General features: G+C 62.7%; 22 protein-coding genes, 2 tRNA genes and 1 rRNA gene. 10 read left to right on the top strand and 15 right to left on the bottom strand.

The window, feature by feature from the left end; all coding sequences use genetic code 11:
* Nucleotides 1-57: 57 nt before the first annotated feature.
* From LOY33_RS09440 to LOY33_RS09430, 3 genes are all read right to left on the bottom strand, one after another.
* Nucleotides 58-133: transfer RNA gene (locus LOY33_RS09440), tRNA-Ala, on the bottom strand.
* 7 nt (nt 134-140) lie between these two features.
* A tRNA-Ile gene (locus LOY33_RS09435) sits at nt 141-217 on the bottom strand.
* A gap of 84 nt (nt 218-301) precedes the next feature.
* Nucleotides 302-1838: ribosomal RNA gene (locus LOY33_RS09430) — 16S ribosomal RNA — on the bottom strand.
* 602 nt (nt 1839-2440) lie between these two features.
* On the opposite strand from LOY33_RS09430, the gene rhtA reads away from it, so the two are divergent.
* Nucleotides 2441-3328 carry a threonine/homoserine exporter RhtA gene (gene rhtA, locus LOY33_RS09425; protein WP_078480529.1) on the top strand — a complete coding sequence of 296 codons (888 nt, stop codon included), beginning with the start codon at nt 2441-2443 and terminating at the stop codon, nt 3326-3328.
* A gap of 181 nt (nt 3329-3509) precedes the next feature.
* Nucleotides 3510-3791 (top strand): hypothetical protein, encoded by a 282-nt coding sequence (locus LOY33_RS09420; protein ID WP_043859840.1) that lies wholly within the window; start codon nt 3510-3512, stop codon nt 3789-3791.
* A 43-nt stretch (nt 3792-3834) separates the two neighbouring features.
* Here the strand turns inward: LOY33_RS09420 and LOY33_RS09415 are convergent, their stop codons facing one another.
* The 4 genes from LOY33_RS09415 to LOY33_RS09400 form a co-directional block, all read right to left on the bottom strand.
* On the bottom strand, nt 3835-5643 hold the full coding sequence (locus tag LOY33_RS09415) for an aminopeptidase P family protein (protein ID WP_078480528.1): 1809 nt from the start codon (nt 5641-5643) through the stop codon (nt 3835-3837).
* A gap of 54 nt (nt 5644-5697) precedes the next feature.
* Complete coding sequence (locus LOY33_RS09410) at nt 5698-6858, bottom strand: cysteine desulfurase family protein (protein ID WP_078480526.1); 1161 nt, start codon at nt 6856-6858, stop codon at nt 5698-5700.
* Between the two features lie 105 nt (nt 6859-6963).
* A complete protein-coding gene (locus tag LOY33_RS09405) occupies nt 6964-8403 on the bottom strand; it encodes an FAD/NAD(P)-binding protein (protein ID WP_210015193.1) in 1440 nt (479 codons plus the stop codon).
* 77 nt (nt 8404-8480) lie between these two features.
* On the bottom strand, nt 8481-9461 hold the full coding sequence (locus LOY33_RS09400; RefSeq protein WP_058540605.1) for a GlxA family transcriptional regulator: 981 nt from the start codon (nt 9459-9461) through the stop codon (nt 8481-8483).
* Between the two features lie 104 nt (nt 9462-9565).
* Between LOY33_RS09400 and LOY33_RS09395 the strand changes: the two genes are divergently transcribed.
* Nucleotides 9566-10123, top strand: a complete 558-nt coding sequence (locus LOY33_RS09395; RefSeq protein ID WP_054915728.1) for a cysteine hydrolase family protein — start codon at nt 9566-9568, stop codon at nt 10121-10123.
* Nucleotides 10124-10130: 7 nt separating this feature from the next.
* On the opposite strand, the gene LOY33_RS09390 is transcribed toward LOY33_RS09395, so the two are convergent.
* A complete protein-coding gene (locus LOY33_RS09390) occupies nt 10131-10694 on the bottom strand; it encodes a helix-turn-helix domain-containing protein (protein WP_258662491.1) in 564 nt (187 codons plus the stop codon).
* A gap of 84 nt (nt 10695-10778) precedes the next feature.
* Here LOY33_RS09390 and LOY33_RS09385 point away from each other — a divergent pair, with 84 nt between their 5' ends.
* The 7 genes from LOY33_RS09385 (at nt 10779) to LOY33_RS09355 (ending at nt 17948) form a co-directional block, all read left to right on the top strand.
* Nucleotides 10779-11726, top strand: coding sequence for a DMT family transporter (locus LOY33_RS09385; protein ID WP_078480523.1), 948 nt, complete (start codon nt 10779-10781; stop codon nt 11724-11726).
* Between the two features lie 149 nt (nt 11727-11875).
* Complete coding sequence (locus LOY33_RS09380; RefSeq protein WP_054915726.1) at nt 11876-14794, top strand: monovalent cation/H+ antiporter subunit A; 2919 nt, start codon at nt 11876-11878, stop codon at nt 14792-14794.
* Nucleotides 14794-15138: a Na+/H+ antiporter subunit C gene (locus tag LOY33_RS09375; RefSeq protein ID WP_007986256.1), complete on the top strand. Its 345-nt coding sequence runs from the start codon at nt 14794-14796 to the stop codon at nt 15136-15138. The genes LOY33_RS09380 and LOY33_RS09375 overlap by 1 nt, the downstream gene beginning before the upstream one ends.
* The gene (locus LOY33_RS09370) at nt 15135-16820 is read left to right on the top strand and encodes a monovalent cation/H+ antiporter subunit D (protein ID WP_043860101.1); all 1686 of its coding nucleotides are present in this window, start codon (nt 15135-15137) and stop codon (nt 16818-16820) included. The genes LOY33_RS09375 and LOY33_RS09370 overlap by 4 nt, the downstream gene beginning before the upstream one ends.
* Nucleotides 16817-17305, top strand: coding sequence for a Na+/H+ antiporter subunit E (locus tag LOY33_RS09365; RefSeq protein ID WP_043860102.1), 489 nt, complete (start codon nt 16817-16819; stop codon nt 17303-17305). Before LOY33_RS09370 ends, LOY33_RS09365 begins: the two co-directional genes overlap by 4 nt.
* Nucleotides 17302-17580: a K+/H+ antiporter subunit F gene (locus LOY33_RS09360; RefSeq protein WP_043860103.1), complete on the top strand. Its 279-nt coding sequence runs from the start codon at nt 17302-17304 to the stop codon at nt 17578-17580. The genes LOY33_RS09365 and LOY33_RS09360 overlap by 4 nt, the downstream gene beginning before the upstream one ends.
* Nucleotides 17577-17948, top strand: a complete 372-nt coding sequence (locus LOY33_RS09355) for a Na+/H+ antiporter subunit G (RefSeq protein ID WP_043860104.1) — start codon at nt 17577-17579, stop codon at nt 17946-17948. The genes LOY33_RS09360 and LOY33_RS09355 overlap by 4 nt, the downstream gene beginning before the upstream one ends.
* A 9-nt stretch (nt 17949-17957) precedes the next feature.
* Here the strand turns inward: LOY33_RS09355 and LOY33_RS09350 are convergent, their stop codons facing one another.
* From LOY33_RS09350 to ercA, 7 genes are all read right to left on the bottom strand, one after another.
* A complete protein-coding gene (locus tag LOY33_RS09350) occupies nt 17958-18167 on the bottom strand; it encodes a hypothetical protein (RefSeq protein ID WP_235384112.1) in 210 nt (69 codons plus the stop codon).
* On the bottom strand, nt 18164-18631 hold the full coding sequence (locus LOY33_RS09345) for a hypothetical protein (protein WP_043860106.1): 468 nt from the start codon (nt 18629-18631) through the stop codon (nt 18164-18166). Before LOY33_RS09345 ends, LOY33_RS09350 begins: the two co-directional genes overlap by 4 nt.
* 535 nt (nt 18632-19166) lie before the next feature.
* Nucleotides 19167-19376, bottom strand: a complete 210-nt coding sequence (locus tag LOY33_RS09340; RefSeq protein WP_054915725.1) for a hypothetical protein — start codon at nt 19374-19376, stop codon at nt 19167-19169.
* 117 nt (nt 19377-19493) lie between these two features.
* On the bottom strand, nt 19494-20723 hold the full coding sequence (locus LOY33_RS09335) for a methyl-accepting chemotaxis protein (protein ID WP_408980702.1): 1230 nt from the start codon (nt 20721-20723) through the stop codon (nt 19494-19496).
* 540 nt (nt 20724-21263) lie between these two features.
* Nucleotides 21264-21668 (bottom strand): TraR/DksA C4-type zinc finger protein, encoded by a 405-nt coding sequence (locus LOY33_RS09330; RefSeq protein ID WP_043860109.1) that lies wholly within the window; start codon nt 21666-21668, stop codon nt 21264-21266.
* A gap of 250 nt (nt 21669-21918) precedes the next feature.
* Nucleotides 21919-23601, bottom strand: coding sequence for a NahK/ErcS family hybrid sensor histidine kinase/response regulator (locus LOY33_RS09325; RefSeq protein ID WP_078480516.1), 1683 nt, complete (start codon nt 23599-23601; stop codon nt 21919-21921).
* Nucleotides 23585-24748: an alcohol dehydrogenase-like regulatory protein ErcA gene (ercA, locus tag LOY33_RS09320; RefSeq protein WP_043860111.1), complete on the bottom strand. Its 1164-nt coding sequence runs from the start codon at nt 24746-24748 to the stop codon at nt 23585-23587. The genes LOY33_RS09325 and ercA overlap by 17 nt, the downstream gene beginning before the upstream one ends.
* Between the last annotated feature and the right edge of the window lie 86 nt (nt 24749-24834).

Genomic DNA, 24834 nt, shown 5'->3' with positions numbered 1-24834 from the left:
AAATCAATATTCGATGCGAATATTCATTTCTAAGCTTTGACAAACTAGCAAGCGGGGTGGTGGAGCCAAGCGGGATCGAACCGCTGACCTCCTGCGTGCAAGGCAGGCGCTCTCCCAGCTGAGCTATGGCCCCAGCAAATTGGTGGGTCTGGGCAGATTCGAACTGCCGACCTCACCCTTATCAGGGGTGCGCTCTAACCAACTGAGCTACAGACCCAATCGAAGGTTGCTAACCTAATCGTCTTCTTCAATGAATCAAGCAATTCGTGTGGGAGCTTATGAGACAGCTGATGTCGTCGATTAAGGAGGTGATCCAGCCGCAGGTTCCCCTACGGCTACCTTGTTACGACTTCACCCCAGTCATGAATCACACCGTGGTAACCGTCCTCCCGAAGGTTAGACTAGCTACTTCTGGTGCAACCCACTCCCATGGTGTGACGGGCGGTGTGTACAAGGCCCGGGAACGTATTCACCGCGACATTCTGATTCGCGATTACTAGCGATTCCGACTTCACGCAGTCGAGTTGCAGACTGCGATCCGGACTACGATCGGTTTTGTGAGATTAGCTCCACCTCGCGGCTTGGCGACCCTCTGTACCGACCATTGTAGCACGTGTGTAGCCCAGGCCGTAAGGGCCATGATGACTTGACGTCATCCCCACCTTCCTCCGGTTTGTCACCGGCAGTCTCCTTAGAGTGCCCACCATAACGTGCTGGTAACTAAGGACAAGGGTTGCGCTCGTTACGGGACTTAACCCAACATCTCACGACACGAGCTGACGACAGCCATGCAGCACCTGTCTCAATGTTCCCGAAGGCACCAATCCATCTCTGGAAAGTTCATTGGATGTCAAGGCCTGGTAAGGTTCTTCGCGTTGCTTCGAATTAAACCACATGCTCCACCGCTTGTGCGGGCCCCCGTCAATTCATTTGAGTTTTAACCTTGCGGCCGTACTCCCCAGGCGGTCAACTTAATGCGTTAGCTGCGCCACTAAAATCTCAAGGATTCCAACGGCTAGTTGACATCGTTTACGGCGTGGACTACCAGGGTATCTAATCCTGTTTGCTCCCCACGCTTTCGCACCTCAGTGTCAGTATGAGCCCAGGTGGTCGCCTTCGCCACTGGTGTTCCTTCCTATATCTACGCATTTCACCGCTACACAGGAAATTCCACCACCCTCTGCCCTACTCTAGCTCGCCAGTTTTGGATGCAGTTCCCAGGTTGAGCCCGGGGATTTCACATCCAACTTAACGAACCACCTACGCGCGCTTTACGCCCAGTAATTCCGATTAACGCTTGCACCCTCTGTATTACCGCGGCTGCTGGCACAGAGTTAGCCGGTGCTTATTCTGTCGGTAACGTCAAAACAGCAAGGTATTCGCTTACTGCCCTTCCTCCCAACTTAAAGTGCTTTACAATCCGAAGACCTTCTTCACACACGCGGCATGGCTGGATCAGGCTTTCGCCCATTGTCCAATATTCCCCACTGCTGCCTCCCGTAGGAGTCTGGACCGTGTCTCAGTTCCAGTGTGACTGATCATCCTCTCAGACCAGTTACGGATCGTAGCCTTGGTGAGCCATTACCTCACCAACTAGCTAATCCGACCTAGGCTCATCTGATAGCGCAAGGCCCGAAGGTCCCCTGCTTTCTCCCGTAGGACGTATGCGGTATTAGCGTTCCTTTCGAAACGTTGTCCCCCACTACCAGGCAGATTCCTAGGTATTACTCACCCGTCCGCCGCTGAATCGAAGAGCAAGCTCTTCTCATCCGCTCGACTTGCATGTGTTAGGCCTGCCGCCAGCGTTCAATCTGAGCCATGATCAAACTCTTCAGTTCAATACTGCTTGGGTTTTGAGAAAACCCTAAACTTGGCTCAGCATTCTCAAATGACTTACTTTCAAATCTTTCGATTTTCGTGCAGTCACTTGTGATGCTGATAATCTTTCTGACTATCAGTCTGAGCTCACAAGCACCCACACGAATTGCTTGATTCAATTGTTAAAGAGCGGTTGGTCAAGAACTTTTCGTCTCAACCGAGGCGCGCATTCTACGCTTTCCTCAGGGTCTGTCAAGCGTTTATTTTGAAGTTTTTCGTTTCACTTCAAACACTTGACTCGCTTCGATCTCTCGTAGCGGGAGGCGAATTCTACAGCGTTACAACCTGCTGTCAACCACCTTTTTCACCGCTGCCGATCTTTCGATCGAAGCACCTCCAGCCTGACCTGAAACGTCCAACTCGTTGATATTCAAGGAGTTTTTCGTTCCGACTGCGCCGGAAGTGGGGCGAATTATAGAGAAATTAAATCGTGCGTCAAGGGCTAATTGGCGATATTCGATGAACAAAGAAAGTTGCGCACTATATTGCTCATCTTCGCCTCCTTGCGCATCATAGACGCCAGGCCACACGCCTCTCTCTATATAAGGAAGCAACTCCAACAATGAACACCCACCCCCGCAGCCTGGCCTCCAGCCTCTTCCCCATTGGCCTGCTGCTAATTGCAATGGCATCCATCCAGTCCGGCGCCTCGCTGGCAAAAAGCATGTTCCCGCTGGTAGGTGCGCAAGGCACCACAACGCTGCGCCTGATTTTCGCCAGCCTCATCATGCTGGTGCTGCTGCGCCCCTGGCGCGCGCGCTTCACCTCCAGCACCCTCAAGTCGGTCATCATCTATGGCCTGGCATTGGGCGGCATGAACTTTCTCTTTTATATGTCCTTGCGCAGTGTCCCGCTGGGTATCGCCGTTGCCCTGGAGTTCACCGGCCCGCTGGCCGTGGCGTTGTACGCATCGCGCAGGGCCATGGATTTCGTATGGATCGGACTGGCAGTGATCGGCCTGTTGCTGCTGATACCCATCGGGCAGACCGGGGCGGCCATCGACCTGGTAGGCGCCGGCTACGCACTGGGCGCCGGCGCGTGCTGGGCGCTCTACATTCTATATGGGCAGAAAGCCGGGGCCGAGCACGGCATTCAGACCGCCGCACTTGGCGTCATGGTTGCCGCACTGTTCGTTGCGCCGATCGGCATCGTTCATGCCGGCAGCGCCCTGCTCAACCCTGCCCTGCTACCCGTGGCGATTGGCGTGGCCATTCTGTCGACAGCATTGCCGTACAGCCTGGAAATGGTGGCCCTGACACGCCTGCCCGCCCGAACCTTCGGCACACTGATGAGCATCGAACCGGCATTCGGCGCATTGTCGGGACTACTGTTTCTCAACGAAGTGTTGAGCATGGCGCAATGGCTGGCCATCGCCGCGATCATTACTGCCTCGGTGGGTGCCACACTGTCCATGCGCAGGGAAAGCCCAGCACTGGTGCCAGCCGACTGATTTGAGAAATATTTCCATTTGAACCTGTTTTTGTCATTGTGTCGCCATGGCACCCTGTTTAAGCTGTAATTCAATGCACTGCTTGAAGTTTTAACTTAAGACAAGGACGCGAGAGGCATCAGGAAGAGGCGCAGGTAACCGTCTCGGGCTTGCAGACCCGACACTCTTTGTAAGGACAGGAATGAAACGAATTTTGCTCATCCTAGCCATTCTGGCCATTGCTGGCTGTGCGGCGAACGCCAAAACTGAGGTCAAACACGGCAAGAAGGGCATGCACATCAACTGCTCGGGCCTGTCGTCTTCATGGAACAAGTGCTACGCCAAGGCCGCCAGTTCCTGCGGCACCAAAGGCTACAAAGTCGTCGCCAAGTCTGGCGATGGCGAAGACGAGCCAGGGGACTACCCCTTCGGTCTCAACCCCGCCGGCTACACCAGCCGAAGCATGATCGTCATCTGCAAGTAACGAAAAAGGGCAACCCGCAGGTTGCCCTTTTTCATGTGCCCGATCAGACAGCTTCGGTTCTTTGTTCCAGCCAGTGCAGAGCAGCACCTGCCAGCAGTGGCGAAAGCCGTTCACGCACCGTGCGGTGGTAATCATTGAGCCATTCGCGTTCTTCGCTGCCCAGTTGCTCAGGCAACAGGCATCGTGTGTCGATAGGGCACAAGGTCAGCGTTTCGAATTCAAGAAAGTCACCAAACCCACTCTTGCCCGAATCCCGGGTGAACACCAGGTTCTCGATGCGCACGCCCCACTGCCCAGGCCGATAGGTGCCCGGCTCGATGGAGGTGATCATGCCGGCCTGCATGGCTGTGTGCGGCGCAGGCGAGGCCTGATAGGCGATCACCTGTGGCCCTTCGTGCACGTTCATGAAGTAGCCGACGCCGTGGCCGGTGCCATGCCCGTAATCCACATGCTCGGCCCATAACGGTGCTCGGGCAATCGCATCGAGCAAAGGCGAGGCAATGCCCCGCGGAAAACACGCCCTGGATAGTGCAATCATGCCCTTGAGCACCCGCGTGCAATCCAGCTTCTGTTCCAGGCTTGGCGTGCCGATGGGCACCATACGGGTAATGTCGGTGGTCCCTCCCAGGTACTGCCCACCTGAATCGATCAACAACAGCCCATCACCTTCGATGAGCGCATGCGAGGCGTCGGTGGCGCGGTAATGCGGCATGGCCCCATTGCTGTTGAAGGCGGCAATGGTAGCAAAGCTTGGGGACACATGACCGGGACGTCGAGCCCGGGCTGCGCCGAGCAAGGTGTCAACACTGACCTCGGTAAGGGTCGAATGCCCCAGTGCGGCTTCGAAGTCCGCGAAGAACTCGCACAACGCCGCACCGTCCTGTTCCATCACCTGCCTGATATGAACGAGGTCCGCCTCGCTCTTTCTCGACTTGGACAGAACGCTTGGATTGATGCCTTCGAGCAGCTGCACCTGGGCACCGAGGTTGGCCAGCAACCCGCTGGTCACCCGTGCCGGATCTACCAGCAGGACACTGCCCGCCTCGATGCCTGCCAGCGCGCTGCCCACTGCTTCATACTCGCGCAGTTGCACCCCGTCAGACTCAAGTGCCTCGCGCACAGCGCTGTCGACCTTGCTCGATGCCACGAACAGAATGGCCTGATGCTGACCGATCAATGCGAAGGAAACGAATACCGGGTTGTATGAAACGTCGCTGCCACGCAGGTTGAACAGCCAAGCGATGTCATCCAGCGTCGCAATGAAATGCCAATCTGCGCCGCGCTCCTTGAGCGTTGTGCGCAGTTGCGCCAGCTTGTCGGCACGGCTGACGCTCGCGTGCGGCGGCAGGTGCTGGTAAACCGGGCTGCCTGGCAACGCAGGCCGCTCCAGCCACACCTGTGCCAGCAGGTCCCTGTCACTGAGCAGGCGCACATTGCGCACCCTGAGGCGATCCTGCAGCTGCCGCGCCGACGCCAGTTGCATCACCGCACCGTCTACTGCCACCGTGCCGCCTGCGGGCGCCTGCTCTGCCAGCCAGTCAAGGGCCCCCGGCTGACCCGGCATCAGCTTCATCAACGCGATACCGCTACCCGCCAGCTCCTTTTCGGCCTGCTCCCAGTAACGACTGTCGGCCCAAAGCCCGGCAAAATCGGCCGTCAGCACCAGCGTACCCACCGAGCCATGAAACCCGGACAGCCATTGGCGCCCCTGCCAGTAGCCTGGGAGGTATTCGGACAGGTGCGGGTCTGCCGAGGGCACCAGCAGTGCATCGACCCCTTCGCGGTTCATCACTGCACGCATGCGCGCCAGGCGCGCGGTTACTGCTTCCTGCATTCCAGGCTGACTGTTCATTATGTTGTGCCACCACCGCGACCAATGTTCTGGTGGACGATAATGAAGCAGCACTCAACCGTGGGCAACCGCCCAGAAAGGCACATTGTGTAACGCTGCGTGGATGGCACCGGCAGCGGCGTCGATATCCTCTTCGCGGGTATAGCGCCCCAGGCTCAGACGCAACGTCTGCCGTGCCGCACGCTCGTCATGCCCAAGCGCCAGCAGCACATGCGAAGGCGCACTGCTGGCCGAATTGCAGGCCGACGTCGAGGAAAACGCCAGCGTACGGGCCAGCGCCTGCAGATCGATACCGTCACCGCCAAAGGTCAGGCTCAACGTATGAGGGATGCGCTGGACAGGGCTGCCGTTGAGCCCCAGGCCGGGAATATCGGCCAACTGCTCCAGCAGCCGCTCACGCAACCGGTGCATACGTGCAACCTCCTGCTGCTGCACCTGCCCGGCCAGTGCGAAGGCTGCGCCCATGGCGGCAATCTGGTGAGTGGCCAGGGTGCCCGAGCGCAATCCGTTCTCGTGCCCGCCACCGTGAATCTGTGCCTGCAGCAGCGGCGCGGCGCGCTTGCCGACGTAGAGCGCACCGATCCCTTTGGGCCCATACACCTTGTGCGCCGAAAACGACATCAGGTCCACCGGCCAGCGTGACAGGTCGATAGGCACCTTGCCTGCCCCCTGGGCGGCATCCACATGCAGCAATGCACCGTGGCGGCGCACCCGCTCGCCGATGGCCTGCACATCGTTCAGGGTGCCCAGTTCATTGTTGACCAGCATCAGCGATACCAGAAAGGTGTCGTCACGCAGCGCCGCCGATACCGCCTGTTCAGTGATCAACCCCTGGGCATCTGGGCTCAGCCACGTCACCTCGATGCCTGCCAGCTCGAGCTGTCGGGCAGTATCGAGCACGGCTTTGTGCTCGATGCGGCTGGTGATGACATGCCCACCTGTGCGGCCCTGAGCCAGCCCTTTGAGGGCCAGGTTGTTGGATTCGGTGGCACCCGACGTCCAGATGATCTCGTCGGCCCGCGCCCCTACCAGGCCGGCGACCTGGGACCGTGCCTGCTCGACCGCCAGGCGTGCCTGCTGACCATACCGATGGGAGCTGGAGGCCGGATTGCCAAAACGCCCGGATACCCCCAGACACTCCACCATTACTTGAATGACTCGCTCGTCGACGGGTGTCGTGGCGGCGTAGTCGAAATACAGCGGGAGTGTGGTCATGGCCAGGCGCTTCCTGAATGCGTGGAGTAGTCGTGCATCTATAGTGCACGAACACGCATAGAACCATTAATTATCAATTTTCATATTTATATAACGAAAATATCATTACGGTGATGACTCAGGCTCCCGCGTCAGACGAGCAGCCAATCCCTTGGCCTGCAACGCCACGTCGGTGACGGCAGTACTTTCCCACCACAGGCCACGTAGCGGCGGGCCCATCGCAAACAGGCGCGTACTGACCGCGCCATCGGCATCGATCACTGCGCCCTGCGGGTCGGCATCAATTCCAAGGGCCAGCGGCCCTGGCCGGATCAGCCTGCGCTGCAGCAATGCTTGCGGCAGCGGGCGCGCCACGCGCCGCCAGTCATACTCGATACCGGTGGAGTTGACCAGCGCGGCACCCTCGACCCGCGTCGCCTGGGCCTCGCCGCGAAACCGCAGACGCACCCCCACCCCGGCTCCGGTAGCCGGTTCGACCCTCTGCAGGGAGGCCGCATGAATATGCAGGCGCCCCTCCTGGCGCAACCGCTCCAGCAGCGCTGCACCCTGGGGCGGCGAACGGTGATGATGGCTTTCCCACCAGGGCCGCACATGGCGCACGAACTGGCGGCGTTCGCGGTCACTGGCCTGGCTCCACAGCCTGGGGATATGCACCCGCACAGTGTCCAGCGGGGCCTGCCAGTCGATGCCCTGGGCCAACGCCAGCCTGCATTGCCGGCGCAGCGCACGCAGCAACTGGCGCGGGCTGCGCAGCGAAGGGTCCGCCTCGAGAAAATCCTCCCAGGGCGGTGGCTGACGGCGCTCGTGGGGCCACAACCCGTGGCGCGAGAATACCTCGACAGGCCCACGATGCCCGGCCAGTTGCAACGACACCAGGGTGTCGACCATGGTCAGCCCGGAACCGATGATCAACACTGTGCCTTGCGGGTCGATCGTGCGCATGGCGCCCACGTCCCAGGGGTCGATGGCTGCAGCGTTGAGGCTGTTCTCACCCACCTGCGCCGTGCGCGCTGCGGCAAACATGCCGGTAGCCAGCACCGCCTGGCGCGCCTGCACCCGGCGCCCATCCTGCAATTGCGCCTGAACCCTGTCACTGTGCACCTGCAGGTCAACCACCTCGGTACACACATGCTCCAGCGTGGAGCCGGCCTTGGCGCCGACACACTCGGCCTCTGCCAGACGCTGGCGGGCATAGCGACCGAACAGACCTCGCGGCGGGAACAATTCGGCCACCGGCACGCCCTGCTCGGCGGATTCGGGCCACTGCCCGGCATCGATCTGCTGTTGCAGCCAGTGGGTCAGGTCATCGGGATTGTCCGGATCGACGCTCATGCGCGCCGCATTGCCATTGAGGGTATGACCGTTTTCGGTAGCGCTGTAGGCTTCGCCACGCCCCAGCTCCCCACGCGGCTCGACCACCAGCAGGCGCCGGCGTCCGGGGCGACGCAGCAATTGCGCCGCCAACAAGGCGCCGCTCAGGCCACCCCCGATGATCAGTACATCCGCCATGTCGTCGCAGGCAGGTGCCGGTTGTTGTTCGTGCATCGGTATCTCCTTTCCCGGGAGACCGGATAATAAGCAGCAATCCACCGCAAGGGCAGCGGTGCGGTACCAAAGGAGGATCAGCCCGCAGGACCGACCACGTGCTTGCGGTACTCGCCTGGCGCAAGCCCTGTGACCTTGTGGAAGACCTTGCGAAACGCACCAGGGTCCTGGTAGCCAACACCCCAGGCGATCTGGTCGATGCTGCGGTTGGTGAACTCGAGCATCCGGCAAGCGCGCCCTACCCTCACCTGCTGACAGTACTCGGTGGGTTTGAGGCCGGTGGCGCTGCGAAAACGCCGCAGGAAGGTGCGCTGCTCGAGCCCTGCGCAGTCGGCCATCAAGGCCAGGTTGACCTCCCGCGCCCCCGTGCTCTGCAGCCAGTGCTGCACCTTGAGCACCGCTTCGTCGCCATGGTCCAGGCGCGGGCTGAACACGCTGCCCGGCCCAGGCATGGCATGCACTGGCGCCACCGCGAGAAATCGCGCCGTCTCAGCCGCCAGGGTCTGCCCCTGGAAGCGCTCGACCAGCTTGAGCCCCAACTCGGTCCAGGCCATCAATCCGGCCGAGGTAATGATGTCGCCATCTTCCAGCAACGGCAGGTTGGCCTCGACCTTGACCAGGGGAAAGCGCTCGGCCAGCGATTGGGCAAAATTCCAGTGAGTTGTGGCGGAGCGACCGTCGAGCAGGCCGCTGGCGGCAATGAAGAACACCCCGACACACACCGACACCAGCAGCGCGCCTTCGCGGTGCCACTGACGCAGGTCGTTGCAGAAACGTTCGATCAGTTCGGGGCCCGGCTCCTCGGTCAGGCTGGGCGGGATGATCATCACTCGTGGGCGGTGATGCGCCTGCGGGTGACTGTCGAAGCTCACCGCCAGCGGCTGTCCCGGCACCTCGGCCCAGTGGCACACCCGCAGCAGCGGGCTGCGTCGCGCCCCGAGGTCGGCGGCCATGCGGTTGGCTACCGCGAACAGGTCGGTCAGGCCGTGCACTGCCGCCATCTGGGCACCTGGGTAAACCAGAATACCGATCTCGACCTGATCGCCGATTGCATCCATTGTCAGTTTTTCCCGCCAATTTGTCGGTCGCGCCAATGCGCAAGCCTGTCGCACAAGCCTATAACTATCAGCACGTCACAACCATTCTCCTGAAGGACTGCACCATGAGCAAACAGGCACTGATCATCGTCGACATCCAGAACGACTACTTCCCCGGCGGCAAATGGACGCTGCACGGCGCCGATGCGGCCGCCGACAACGCCGCACGGATCATCCAGGCCGCCCGCGAAAACGGCGACCTGGTGGTCCATGTACGTCATGAGTTCGAGTCCGCCGATGCACCTTTCTTCACTCCGGGCTCCGAAGGCGCGCAGATTCATCCGAAAGCAGCCGCTCGCGAGGGCGAGCCGGTGGTGCTCAAGCACAACGTCAACAGCTTTCTGGGCACCGACCTCAAGGCCCTGCTCGACCAGCACAAGATTACCGGCCTGACCCTGGTCGGCAGCATGAGCCACATGTGCATCGATGCCGCCGCCCGGGCCGCCTCGGACATGGGCTATGGCACCACGGTGGTGCACGATGCCTGCGCCACCCGCGACCTGGAATTCAACGGCGTGGTCGTACCGGCGGCCCAGGCCCACGCGGCGTACATGGCGTCGCTGGCCTTCGCCTACGCGCAGGTGGTCTCCACCCAGGAGTGGCTTGACGCCAATCGGCGCTGACAGGCCTTCAGATCACCACGTTGCGCACGAAGCGCGTCACCACGTCGCCATCGTTGCGGTAGGCATGCATGCGGTTGCTGGCGAAGCTGTAGAAATCGCCAGCCGCCAGCACATATTCCTGCGTTTCTATCACCAGGGTAAGGCGCCCCTCGAACACGTAGATCTGTTCGCTCCAGCCGTCGAAATCGGCCTCGGCCGGGTACACCTCGCCCGGCTCCAGGCGCCACTCCCACAACTCCACCTCGCGGCTGGCCCTGGAACTTGCCAGCAACACGGCCTTGCTGCCGGGGTGCACACCGGCCCAGGCCAGTTCGTTGATGCGATCAGGGTCACGGCTGTCAGGTGCCTGGATCAGGTCGCTGAACGCCACCGACAAGGCCTCGGCGATCAGGTCGAGGGTGGTCAGGCTGACATTCTTTTCACCCGCTTCTATTGCCACCAGCATGCGTCGGCTGACACCGGATTTTTCTGCAAGGGCGCTCTGGCTCAGCTCTGCCGCATGGCGCAGGCGCCGGATATTCTGGCTCACGTGCTGAAGCACGGAGGCCCGCTGACTGGAATCTTTGTGCACTATATTGCTCACTCACATGGCTTGCGCAGTATACTGCCCACCTTCCGACGCATTGTGCGTCGCTCGCCCCACGTGTGCAAGCCCATGACCTCGCCGACCACTGCCCGATCCCTCTTCCTTTCATTGCGCCTGAGCAAGGCCGAACTGGTGCTGGTGTTCATCACCATGCTCTGGGGCGCCACTTTTCTGCTGGTGCATAACGTGATGACCGTCAGCGGCCCGATGTTCTTCGTCGGCCTGCGCTTTGCAGCGGCGGCGCTGTTTGTCGGAGCGTTCAGTGCGCGTGCGCTGTCCGGCCTGACCTGGTTCGAAGTCAAGGCCGGCGTGCTGATCGGCGCCTCGATCATGCTGGGCTACGGCCTGCAGACCGTGGGCCTGCAAACCATCACCAGTAGCCAGTCGGCATTCATCACCGCCTTGTACGTACCTTTTGTACCGCTGCTGCAGTGGCTGGTGCTGGGCCGGCGCCCGGGGCTGATGCCGAGCCTGGGCATTGGCCTGGCGTTCGCCGGACTGATGCTGGTGGCCGGCCCCAGTGGCAGCTCGCTGCAGTTCAGCCCCGGCGAAATCGCCACGCTGATCGGCGCCGTGGCAATCGCAGCCGAGATCATTCTGATCAGCAACTATGCCGGCAAGGTCGACGTGCGCCGCGTGACCGTGGTGCAACTGGCTACCGCGTCGGCGCTGTCGTTCATGATGGTGGTGCCCACCCGGGAAGCCCTGCCGGACTTTTCCTGGCTGCTGCTGGGTAGTGCCGTCGGCCTGGGCGCCATGAGTGCGGTGATCCAGGTGGCAATGAACTGGGCCCAGCAATCAGTCTCGCCCACCCGGGCTACGCTGATCTACGCTGCAGAGCCGGTATGGGCCGGTATCGTCGGCCGCCTGGCGGGCGAGCGTCTGCCGGGCATCGCACTGCTCGGCGGGCTACTGATCGTGATCGCGGTGGTGGTCAGCGAACTGAAGATCAAACGTCGTGGCGAGCCCCTCGGCGCCAGTGATGACGATCAACAGGTGCAACAAACGGACCGGTAATCTGCAATAGCGGCACAATTCTTGTAAAAAACTGTTATAAAAAAACGCGTTGATGAGGCGCAAAAGTAGGATTCTGCGACAGCTTGCGTGTTGGTGATCGACGGGGCGCCACGTATGATCCCTTACAAACCTCTGCAGATTAGAAATCTATGTCCTTGATAGTTCTACTGCTTCTGCCGTTTGTTGGCAGCTGTCTGGCGGCTGTACTGCCGCACAACGCGCGTAACAGCGAATCACTTCTGGCCGGCCTTGTCGCGCTGGTCGGTACCGTGCAGGTCGCACTCCTGTACCCGCAAATTGCCGATGGCGGCGTCATCCGTGAAGAATTTCTGTGGCTGCCGAGCCTGGGCTTCAATCTCGTGCTGCGCATGGACGGGTTCGCCTGGCTGTTCTCGCTGCTGGTGCTGGGCATCGGCACCCTGGTGTCGCTGTATGCGCGCTACTACATGTCACCCCAGGACCCGGTTCCGCGTTTCTTCGCGTTTTTCCTGGCGTTCATGGGTGCCATGCTGGGCCTGGTGATCTCTGGCAACCTGATCCAGATGGTGTTCTTCTGGGAACTGACCAGCCTGTTCTCGTTCCTGCTGATCGGTTACTGGCACCACCGTGCCGATGCACGGCGCGGCGCCTATATGGCGCTGATGGTCACCGGGGCCGGTGGCTTGTGCCTGCTGGCGGGGGTACTGCTGCTCGGCCATGTGGTGGGCAGCTATGACCTGGACAAGGTCCTGGCCGCCGGTGACCTGATTCGCAGTCATGCCCTCTACCCCATTCTGCTTCCCCTTATCCTGCTCGGCGCCCTGACCAAGAGCGCTCAATTCCCCTTCCACTTCTGGCTTCCCCACGCCATGGCCGCGCCCACGCCGGTCTCGGCCTATCTGCACTCGGCCACCATGGTCAAGGCCGGGGTGTTCCTGCTGGCCCGGCTATGGCCGTCGCTGGCCGGCAGCGAAGAATGGTTCTGGATCGTCAGCGGCGCAGGGGCCTGCACCCTGCTGCTGGGCGCCTATGCGGCCATGTTCCAGAACGACCTCAAGGGCCTGCTGGCCTACTCGACCATCAGCCACCTGGGCCTGATCACCCTGCTGCTGGGCCTGAACAGCCCGCTGGCAGCGGTAGCGGCGGTGTTCCACATTCTCAACCATGCCACCTTCAAGGCCTCGCTGTTCATGGCCGCCGGCATCATCGACCATGAAAGCGGCACCCGCGATATCCGCAAGCTCAGCGGGCTGTTCCGGCTGATCCCGTTCACCGCCACCCTGGCCATGGTCGCCAGTGCCTCGATGGCCGGCGTACCCTTGATGAACGGCTTTCTGTCCAAGGAAATGTTCTTCGCCGAAACCGTGTTCATCAGTTCCACGGCCTGGGTCGAAACCACCTTGCCGATCATCGCGACCCTGGCGGGCACCTTCAGCGTCGCCTATGCGCTGCGCTTCACCGTCGACGTGTTTTTCGGCCCGCCGGCCACCGACCTGCCCCATACCCCCCACGAGCCGCCGCGCTGGATGCGCGCGCCGGTCGAATTGCTGGTGCTGACCTGCCTGGTGGTGGGTATCTTCCCTGCCCAGTCGGTGGGCCCGCTGCTGGCCGCTGCCGCACTGCCGGTGGTGGGTGGCACGCTGCCCGAGTACAGCCTGGCCATCTGGCACGGCTGGAATGCACCACTGATCATGAGCCTGATCGCCATGTGCGGCGGCGTGGTGCTCTACCTGGTGCTGCGCAATCAGCTCAAGCGCGGGCGCTTCCTCTACCCGCCGCTGATCGAGCTGTTCAATGGCAAGCGCCTCTTCGAACACGGCCAGGTGCTGCTGATGCGTGTGGCGCGCCGCTTCGAGCGCCTGTTCACCACCCGCCGCCTGCAGAAGCAGCTGTTCATGCTGGTGCTCATCGCCCTGCTCGCCGGCGTGCTGCCCATGCTGCAAACCGGGTTGAGCTGGGGCGACCGGCCCAAGATCCCGGGCTCAGGTGTATTCGTGATGCTCTGGCTGATCGCGATCATCTGTGCCATCGGCGCTGCGTGGCAGGCCAAGTACCACCGGCTGGCGGCCCTGACCATGGTCAGCGTCTGCGGCCTGATGACCTGCATCACCTTCGTCTGGTTCTCGGCGCCGGACCTGGCACTCACCCAACTGGTGGTCGAAGTGGTCACCACGGTGCTGATCCTGCTGGGCCTGCGCTGGCTGCCACGGCGTATCGAAGACATCTCGCCCCTGCCCGGCAGCAAGGAGCGCGCTGTGGCACGCCGCCTGCGCGACCTGCTGCTGGCGGTGCTGGTCGGCGGTGGCATGGCCTTGCTGTCGTACGCAATGCTGACCCGCCCGACACCCAACGTGATTTCTTCCTTCTACCTGAGCCGGGCGCTGCCCGAGGGTGGCGGCACCAACGTGGTCAACGTGATGCTGGTTGACTTCCGCGGCTTCGATACCCTGGGTGAAATCACCGTACTGGTGGCCGTGGCACTGAGCGTGTTTGCCCTGCTGCGCCGCTTCCGCCCGCCCAAGGAGAGCATCCAGCTACCTGCCCAGCAGCGCCTGCTGGCGCCGGACGTGGTCACCGACCTGGTCAACCCGCGTCAGGCCGCCGATACCGCGCTGGGCTTCATGATGGTGCCCGCTGCCCTGGTGCGACTGCTGCTGCCGATCGCGCTGGTGATCTCGATGTACCTGTTCATGCGCGGCCACAACCAGCCCGGTGGCGGCTTCGTCGCCGGCCTGGTGATGTCGGTGGCGTTCATCCTGCAGTACATGGTCGCCGGCACCCAGTGGGTGGAAGCCCAGATGAGCCTGCGTCCGCTGCGCTGGATGGGCACCGGCCTGCTGCTGGCAACCCTCACCGGGGCCGGGGCGATGCTGCTCGGCTACCCGTTCCTGACCACGCATACCGCGCACCTTGACCTGCCGATACTGGGCGACATCCATGTCGCCAGCGCCCTGTTCTTCGACACGGGCATCTTTACCGTGGTGGTCGGGTCCACCCTGCTGATCCTCACCGCACTGGCCCACCAGTCGGTGCGCAGCCACCGGCCGAGCAGCCAGCCCAAACCCACCGTCAACCCGGGAGCCGCCTGATGGAAGAAGTGATTGCAATTGCCATCGGTGTGCTCGCCGCGTCAGGCGTGTGGCTGATCCTGCGCCCACGGACCTTCCAGGTGGTGATGGGCCTGTGTCTGCTGTCGTACGGCGTCAACCTGTTCATCTTCAGCATGGGCAGCCTGTTCATCGGCAAGGAGCCGATCATCAAGGACGGCGTACCCCAGGACCTGCTCCATTACACCGACCCGTTGCCCCAGGCACTGGTACTGACGGCCATCGTCATCAGCTTCGCCATGACCGCCTTGTTCCTGGTGGTGCTGCTGGCTTCGCGCGGGCTGACCGGCACCGACCACGTGGATGGCCGGGAGCCTAAAGAATGAGTGTGATGAACCAACTGATCGTCGCGCCCATTCTGCTGCCGCTGCTGACCGCCGCACTGATGCTGCTGCTGGGCGAAAAGCGCCGGCCGCTCAAGGCCCGCATCAACCTGATCTCCAGCCTGGCCGGGCTGGGTATTTCGATCTGCCTGCTGCTGTGGGTGCAGGAGCAGGGCCAGGCCAGCTCGATCGGCGTGTACCTGCCGGGCAACTGGCAGGCCCCCTTCGGCATCGTGCTGGTACTCGACCGCCTTTCGGCACTGATGCTGGTACTCACCGGCATCGTCGGGGTCAGCGCGCTGGTGTTCGCCACCGCGCGCTGGGACCGCGCAGGCGCCAGCTTCCACGCCCTGTTCCAGATCCAGCTGATGGGCCTGTACGGCGCCTTCCTGACGGCCGACCTGTTCAACCTGTTCGTGTTCTTCGAAGTGCTGCTGGCCGCCTCCTACGGCCTGATCCTGCATGGCTCGGGTCGTGCGCGGGTCAAGGCCGGCCTGCACTACATTGCCATCAACCTGCTCGCTTCCTCGCTGTTCCTGGTGGGGGCGGCGATGCTCTATGGGGTCACCGGTACCCTGAACATGGCTGACCTGGCCCTGAAGATTCCGCTGGTGCCCGAGGCCGACCGCGGCCTGCTGCATGCCGGCGCGGCGATTCTGGCCACGGCCTTTCTGGCCAAGGCGGGTATCTGGCCGCTCAACTTCTGGCTGGTCCCGGCCTACTCGTCGGCCAGTGCCCCGGTTGCCGCACTGTTCGCGATCATGACCAAGGTGGGCACCTATACCGTGCTGCGCCTGTGGACCTTGCTGTTCTCCGGTCAGGCCGGCGCTTCGGCGTTCTTCGGCGGCGAGTGGCTGGTCATCGGTGGCCTGGCCACCCTGGGCTGCGCGGCGCTGTCGATCCTGGCGGCGCAACGCCTGGAGCGCATGGCCAGCCTGAGCATCCTGGTCTCGGCCGGCACCTTGCTGGCCGCCATCGGCTTCGGCCAGGCGGCGCTGACCGCCGCCGCCCTGTTCTACCTGGTGAGCTCCACCCTGGCCTTGTGCGCGCTGTTCCTGCTGGCCGAGCTGATCGAGCGCTCGCGCTCGGCCAACGAGATCCCGCTGGAAGACGACACCGATGCGCTGCCCTCGCCCCTGGAATCGCTGCAGCCGCCCAAGGGCATCAACCTGGACGATGAACAGAAGGCGGTGATCGGCCAGGTGATTCCCTGGACCATGGCATTCCTGGGCCTGAGCTTCATCGCCTGCGCGCTGCTGATCATCGGCATGCCGCCGCTGTCCGGTTTCATCGGCAAGCTGAGCCTGATCAGCGCCCTGTTCAACCCCAACGGCCTGGGCGTGCCGGTCGACCAGCCGCTGTCCGCAGCCGGCTGGGGCCTGGTGGCCTTGCTGGTGCTCTCGGGCCTGGCATCGCTGATCGCCTTGACCCGTGTCGGCATCCAGCGCTTCTGGACCCCGCAGGAGCGCCCCTCGCCGTTGCTACGGCGCAATGAGTGCATTCCCATCGTGCTGCTGCTGGGGCTGTGCGTACTGCTGAGCGTGCGCGCCGAACCACTGCTGCGCTACACCCAGGACACGGCAGCCGGGCTCAAGGACCCTGCCAGCTACGTCAATGCGGTACTCGGCACGCGACCGGTGCCCGGCCCCACCAGCGAGGCGATTGCCGGGCAGGTGCAGCCATGAAGCGCCTGTTTCCCGCGCCACTGCTGTCGCTTTCGCTCTGGGGGTTGTGGTTGCTGCTCAACCTCTCGCTGAGTGCCGGCAACCTGCTGCTTGGCGCACTGCTGGCAATCCTGGCACCCATCCTGATGGCGCCGCTGCGTCCGCTACCGGTGCGCATACGCAAGCCGGGCACCATCGTGCGGCTGATTCTGCGAGTGGGGGGCGATGTGGTGATGTCCAACCTGCAGGTTGCCCGTAGCGTATGGCAGGCCGGTGGCCGGCCGCCACGCTCGCGCTTCATACGTATTCCGCTGGACCTGCGCGATGCCCATGGCCTGGCGGCGCTGTCGATGATCACCACGGTCATTCCCGGCACCATCTGGTCGGAGCTGGCGCTGGACCGCAGCATCCTGCTGCTGCATGTCTTCGATCTGGACGATGAAACGCAGTTCATCGACCACTTCAAGCACACCTACGAACGTCCGCTGATGGAGATTTTCGAATGACTGGCCTGCTCGCCAACGCCATTCTCGCCAGCCTGTTCATCTTTGCCCTGGCCATGGCCCTGACCCTGGTGCGCCTGTTCAAGGGCCCTTCGGCGCAGGACCGGGTACTGGCGCTGGACTACCTGTACATTCTGGCCATGCTGATGATGCTGGTGCTGGGTATTCGCTACGCCAGCGACACCTACTTCGAAGGTGCGCTGCTGATAGCCCTGTTCGGCTTTGTCGGCTCGTTTGCCCTGGCCAAATTCCTGCTGCGTGGCGAGGTGATCGAATGAACTCGACCGTCGAATTGCCGTTCTGGCTTGAAGTGGTCACGGCTGTGCTGCTGGTCGTCAGCAGCCTGTTCGCCCTGAGCGGCGCGGTAGGCCTGCTGCGCCTGAAGACCTTCTTCCAGCGCATGCACCCGCCCGCCCTGGCGTCGACCTTCGGCACCTGGTGCGTGGCCATGGCTTCGATCCTGTACTTTTCGGGCCTCAAGCACTCGCCCGTACTGCACGCCTGGCTGATCCCGATCCTGCTGTCGATCACCGTGCCGGTGACCACCCTGCTGCTGGCGCGGGCCGGGTTGTTTCGCAAGCGCATGGCCGGGGATGACGTACCCGAAGAGGTCAGCAGTGGCCGCGGGCGCGATACCGGGCACTGACACCTGGCCCTATCGAGCTGCCAACACCTGCAGCTCGCGGCGCACCATTGCCGCATATTCCGGCGGGCTCAGCTGATACAGCTGCCCTGCCACCCAGTTCAACCAGGCGCCCTGCAGCACCGCGCGTTGTGCCAGCCACTCCAGGGCCTGGGCCTGGGCGCGGGCCTGATGCTCGGCGTGGAAGCGCGCACGCCCCGACGCCGCAGCGGTACTGCTCACTCGCTGGCCTTGAAGGTCAGTTCGCCCTTGCGCCATTTGGCGGCCTTGGCCGTGGCAGCCTTCAGGGTCTTGGTCAGGCCTTCCTTGATCTGCTCGTGGGCAGCAAACACCATCACCACGGTCTGCCCCTCGCGGAACACGATGCCATGCCCTTCGGGCACGGTCACGAACGCATAATCGCCCAGTTCGTAGACGGTCAGCTTGATGTCGCGAAAGCGGATCTCCAACTTGCCACCTTCGCGGCTGGGCAATACCGCCGCCCGAAAGTGATCGCCCACTTTCAGTTCAAGCCGCTGTTTGTCATCGACCACCAGGGCCTCTTCGGTATCGATCTCGGCAAGGTAGATACCTTCGGCACTTTGTTCGGTCACGTAGACGAAGCGCGATTGAAACTGTTTGACCAACTTGGCCCGCAGGTCGCCCAACACGAAGAGGGCGTGCATATCCAGATTACTGACTGCCAATGATTAATTCCTCAAAACCAGCATCACCCCGCCACCTCGCAGGCGGCACTGCGCCGCGAAGGTCCCGGTTTTCAATTTGAAGTCTGAAAGACTAGTGGATCAGTGCCAGGGTTGTTCGTACGCACAGACACCAGGCTGCGAAGGAAAACACGTCGTGCCCTGCCAGTTGATAACCGGCGGCTACAAACAGCCATTTCCCAAAGTGCAACCGATTTCTCTGACAGCGTGCTCGCTGAAAAAATGCGATAGCTGAAAGAAAGATCCCAGAACGAAGGACCTCTGGACGAACATGTTCACTGCACAGGGAAGCGAATATGCACGAAAACACCGAAACACGTCGAGTGGGCAATACACTAGAAGTATCAAAAAATATCGGGAGTGCATCCGGCAAAACCCGGCCGCGCTACATTGTAGTGCCGGCTGGCGTCGGTTTTTTCCATATCACGGAGTCTGCCACGGGCCGGGTGAAAGGCTTTCGCCGACATCACGGGGAGGCCTGCGACCTGGCAAGGACCCTCGAGGCCAGGCCCCGCGCCTACCCGGCCTGACAGGCGTCCAGCCCCTGCCCATCGAACTGTGCCAGCCAGGCGGCGCGACAGGCGTGTGCCTCGTCACGGCTGGCGAACGCGGTGCCTCTGCGCTCACCGTTGACCAGCACCACCCAGCACACGCGCATGCCCACCGAACGCAGCGAAATGGGAACGCCACTGCCGATCATCACCGCCACATCGACCTTGCACTGCATGATTCCCTCCGGAATTTAATTAGCAGCCTAACGATGAGGCGATGATAAACCCCTGCCCCTTGCGGGAAAAAGCTATCCCCGGCATAGCTGTTTTGCATCAAGCGCAACAAATCCGACTCAGGAAATCACGCTGTGCTGGGGTCGATAGCCCAGGCGCAAGCCGCCCCAGTGGCGCCCCTGTACCTGGATCGGCACCGACAGATCATGCATCAGCTCGCCCGTGTCACGGGTATAGGTCTGCAGCAGCACCGGTTGCTGATGGCTGCCGCAACGGATACCGGTACGGTCGTCGAACTTGCGCTTGCTGCGGTTGTGCGCGGTATCGGTCGCCTCGTCACCGGTCAGTGGCTGGCTGAAGGCGTTGTTGTGGGTCGGCACATAGCCCTGCTGAGTACAGGCAATGGCGAACACCAGGCCTTCATGCTGGGCCAGCAGCGGCTCCTGGATCGCGGGCAGTACCTGGTCGGTGTAGTCGTCAAAACGCGTGCGGTAACGGGCCGGGCGGGTACCGGGCAGCAACTGATACTGGCGATCGAACAGAGCATCGACGCTGATGCGCCCCTGGGCGATGTCGGCCTCGAAGCAATCGGCGATTTTCTGGGCCCCCTGGCGGGCAAGGTCGTATACGCGCTGGTGGTAGTCATCCAGCCCCACCTCGGCCAGACGCTCGCTGATACGCTCGGCCTGACCTTCCATCTGCACGGCTGCCTGGGCCAGGCGCTGGGTCTGCTGGTCGCTCACCACCAGGTCGCTGCGCATCTGCGCCACGGCCTGGAACAGGCTGTCGAGCTGAGTACGGTTGGTCTCGGTACCGGCAGCGATCGCATCGATCTGCTGCTCGACGCCAGCGGCGAGCCCGGCGATGGCGTCCAGTTGCTCGCCGGTGTGCTCGACCTGGTCCACCCCCTGGTGCAGGTCATCGGACAACTCACGGATCTGCTCCACCACCTGGGCGGTACGCTGCTGGATATCGGCCACCATCAGGCCGACCTCCTCGGTGGCACTGGCGGTACGTCCGGCCAGGCCACGCACCTCATCGGCCACCACGGCAAAGCCACGACCATGTTCGCCGGCGCGCGCGGCCTCGATGGCCGCGTTCAATGCAAGCAGGTTGGTCTGGCTGGCGATGGTCTGGATCACCAGGGTAACCCGGGCAATGTCTTCGCTGCGCTGGTGCAGCGCCTCGATCAGTTCGCGGCTGTCGTTGGCACGGGCGCTGAGCTGGTGCATGCGCTGGATCGACTCGGCCAGCACCGTTCTGCCGGCAGCACTGCTGTGGTGGGCCTCGCGGGCCGCGCCCAGGGCCTGCTGGCTGAGCTGCGAAGTGGCTTTCTCGGTACCGATCATGACTTCGGCACTGCTGACGATCTGCGCCGCCGACACCAGTTGCGATTGCAGCTTGTCGGCCAGTTGCTGCACCGCATGGGCAACGCCAGCGGCAGACAGCGCGTTGTGGCTGGTGGCCTGGGCCAGGTCACGGGTCAGGTCGCCCAGCGGGTCCTGCTCGCTCACCACCTCGGCCGGCCGCTTGCGCATCAACGGCAGCCACAGGGCCAGCAAGGCCAGTGGCAGACACAGGTAGAAGGACACATCGGCAAACGCCATGGCACTGAGCAACACCACCAGCACCAGGCTTTGCAGCGCCGTGCCCGACCAGCGCCGGGCGCCAGTGGACGTACCTTGCAGCGGCACCAGCGTGCCAGGCAGAGATCCTTCTCGCATCATAACAATGGTTCCCGCAGTGTCGTTATTGTGCCCCCATTAAACGCCACTACAAGGCCATTATCCATGCTTCGTTGGATGTAAGACCCTCCTGCTTGATGCAAGGCAAAGAAACGCAAAAGCCCCGGGCTGTGAACCCGGGGCTTGCTGGCACGACAGCGGGCGTCAGGCCTGACGCTGGTGCTTGTCGAGCTGCTCGTGGCGCTCTTGCGCCTCGATGCAGTACTTGGTGGTGGGGCTGATCAGCAGGCGCTTGAGGCCGATCGGCTCGCCGCTGTCTTCACACCAGCCGAAGCTGTCGTCCTTGATGCGGCCCAGGGCAATTTCCAGCTGGGGCAGCAGGCGCTGGTCGCGGTCGATGGTGTTGACCAGCCAGTGACGCTCTTCTTCGACCGAGGCGGCGTCGGCAGGATCAGCAGGGGTGTCCAGGCTTTCGATGGCTACACGACTTTTCTCGATGCGCTCATGGATCTCCACTTTCATCGACTGCAACAGCTCGGTGAAAAAGGCATGCTGCTCAGCGTTCATGTAGTCATCGGCCGGCATGGCCAGCAACTTTTCCTTTGTCATTGATTTCTCTATAAAAAATACGTGCATTTAGGCGATCGGGTGCTACCGGCGAACAGCTCGCCGGCGGCGCAATTCTTCAAGCACCATCCGGCACTCAATTTACAGGGGGCGGCAGTCTAAGGCCGAGTTTCGCAAGGGGCAATACAAATGAAGGTGGTTTTGTCCGAAATGCCCCTCGAACGAGCGTCAACGCTCCCCTGAGGGCGGCCTTTATAGCAAAAAAACTCGTCCGCGGGGGTAGTCTCGCTGTTTATCGCACGCCCGCCTCGCCCAGCAGCTGGCTCAGCACCGCACGCAGCTTGCCCGGCTTGACCGGCTTGTTGAGCAATGGCGCGCCCAGGCGCTGCATCGCACGGCGGCTCTGGTCGCTGCGATCGGCGGTGATCATCACGGCGGGTATGGTCACCGCGAAATGCTCACGCAGGTCGCGCACCACTTCGCAGCCGGTCACCCCGTGGTCCAGGTGAAAGTCCGCCAGCACCAGTTCCGGCGCGCGCCCCTGCAACACCTGAAATGCCGTCTTGCGGTCGGTCGCGGTCAGCACCTCGCACCCCCACTGGGCCAGCAGGGCGGCCATGCTCTGCAGGATGCTCAGTTCGTTGTCCAGCACCAGCAGGCGGCGCCCCGGCAGCGGGTCGCCGACGCTCGGCAGCGGTGCTGGCGCCAGCACCGGCGGGCAACGACGTTCGGTGGAGAGCGGCACATCGATGCTGAACACCGAACCGCGCCCCGGCCAGGAGCGCACCCGTACCGGGTAATCGAGGATCCGCGCAATGCGCTCGACGATCGCCAGGCCCAGGCCCACCCCCTTGCGATCGGCGGCGCGGCCCACATCGAGCTGGTTGAATTCGAGAAAGATCGATTGCAGGCGCTGCGCAGCAATGCCGCGCCCGGTATCCCAGACCTCCAGGCGCAGGCAGTCGCCACGCCGCCGCGCCCCCAGCAGGATGCGCCCCTGTTCGGTGTAGCGGCAGGCGTTGCTGAGGAAGTTGCGCAGGATCCGCGTCAGCAGCCGCACATCGGTGCGGATCACCTGGCGTCCGCTGCGCAAACGCAGGCCCAGGCCCTCGGCAGCCGCCACCGGCTGAAACTCCGAGGCCAGCGGCGCCAGCACATCGTCCAGCAGGTACAGGTCAAGGTCAGGCTTGATTGCCGCCTGGTCGAGCCGGGAAATATCCAGCAGATCGCTCAACAGGTCTTCGGCGCCTTCCAGCGCCTGGTGCGCGCGCTCCACCAGCAATTGCTCGGCCTGCGGCAACTGGCGCTCGCGCAGGGTCGAAATCAACAGGCGTGCAGCGTTGAGCGGTTGCAGCAGGTCGTGGCTGGCGGCGGCCAGGTACTTGTCCTTGCTGCGGTTGGCCGCCTGGGCCGCATCGCGTGCCTCCATCAGCTGGCGGGTACGCTCGGCCACGCGCTGCTCCAGCTCGTCGTTGAGTTGCTGCAGACGCTCCTGCGCCAGCTTGCGCTCGGTGATGTCGGCGACGAACCCCTCGACCACGCCCTCCTCGTCCGGGCGCAGCAACAGGTTCATCAGCACATCGATGCTGCTGCCGTCCTTGCGTCGCAGCTGGGTTTCGTAACCCAGCAGGGCCTGCTCGCGCTGCAGCACCTGGGCAATGTCCTGCAACTCGGCCTGGCCGCCCACGAACAGGTGGCTGGCCAGGTCACGCCGGGAAAACAGCACCGCCTGGGGGTCGGCATACCCCAGCATGCGCGCCAGCGCCGGGTTGGCGGCGCGCAGGCCATCGTCGAGGCTGGCCTGGAAGATGCCGTGCACCGCATGCTCGAACAGCCACGAATAGCGCTTGCGCTCGGTTTCCAGCTCGTCCAGGCGCGCCGCCAGTTCCGGGTAGTGGCTTTTGCGAACAGTGTGGTTGCTCAGCCCCAGCAGCCCGGCCAGCGCATTCGCGCCAGGCTCAGAGGGCTTCGCCATACACCACCTCGACGTCACGCTGGCTCGAAGTCCGCGGGTTGGTGAGGATGCACGGGTCGTCCATCGCATGCTGCGACAGGAACGGAATGTCGCTGCTGCCCACCCCATGCAAGGCCAGGGTTTCGTGAAAGCCCACGGCGTGCTTGAGCGCGATCAGGTGCTCGACCAGGCGCTGGCGGACCTGATTGTGGTTCAGCCCGCGGCAATCGATACCCAGGGTCTGCGCGATCAACTTGAAGCGATCGGGGGCGGCGCTGTAGTTGAAGGCCACCACATGCTCGACCAGCACCGCATTGCACAGACCGTGGGGCAGGTCGAGAAACCCGCCCAGGCTGTGGGACATGGCGTGCACCGCCCCGAGGATGGCATTGGAGAAGGCCAGCCCGGCCTGCATGCTGCCGAGCATGATCTTCTCGCGCAGGGCGATGTCCTGCGGGTTGGCGATCATCTGCACCAGGTTGCCGTTGATCAGGCGCATTGCCTCCAGGGCATGGGGGTCGGTCAGCGGCCCATGACCGGTGGACACGAACGCCTCGATGGCATGCACCAGCGCGTCGATGCCGGTACAGGCCGAGAGGAACGGGTCCATGCTCAGGGTGGTTTCAGGGTCGATCAGCGACACATCGGGTACCACCGCCTTGCTGACGATGGAGAACTTCATGCGTTCCTGCTGGTTGGAGATGATCACGAACTGCGACACGTCGGCCGAGGTGCCGGCGGTGGTCGGGATCAGGATCAGCGGCGGGCTCGGCACTCGGATGGTGTCGACCCCTTCGAACTCCAGGATGTGCCGGCCGTGGGCCGCCACGATGCCGATGCCCTTGGCGCAGTCCATCGGGCTGCCGCCGCCAACGGCCACGATCACGTCGCACTGTTCGCTGCGATAGCGCTCGGCGCCGGCCATGACCTCTTCGACCCGCGGGTTGGGCGACACGTCGCTGTACAGGCAGTAATCGATGCCCTGCGCCTGCAGGCTGGCCTCGATGTCGCCGACCCAGCCGGCGGCGATCACGCCAGGGTCACTGACCAGCAGTACCTTGCGCGCGCCGAAGGTCCTGGCGTAATTGGCCACATGGTGCCGACAGCCGGCACCGAAGATGATTTCCGGAGAGACGAATTTACGCAACTGGCTCAGGTTCGGGCTCATGCGACGCCTTCTTGTTCTTTTAAGGTAGCGCCAGCCTAAAGCATCAGGAGGGTTTTGCAATCAGACGATAGGGGGGATGCACAAGG

The organism is Pseudomonas sp. B21-036, from assembly GCF_024748925.1.
In the GTDB taxonomy this organism is placed as follows: Bacteria; Pseudomonadota; Gammaproteobacteria; order Pseudomonadales; family Pseudomonadaceae; genus Aquipseudomonas; species Aquipseudomonas palmensis.
This window is presented reverse-complemented; position numbering and strand designations above follow the sequence as displayed.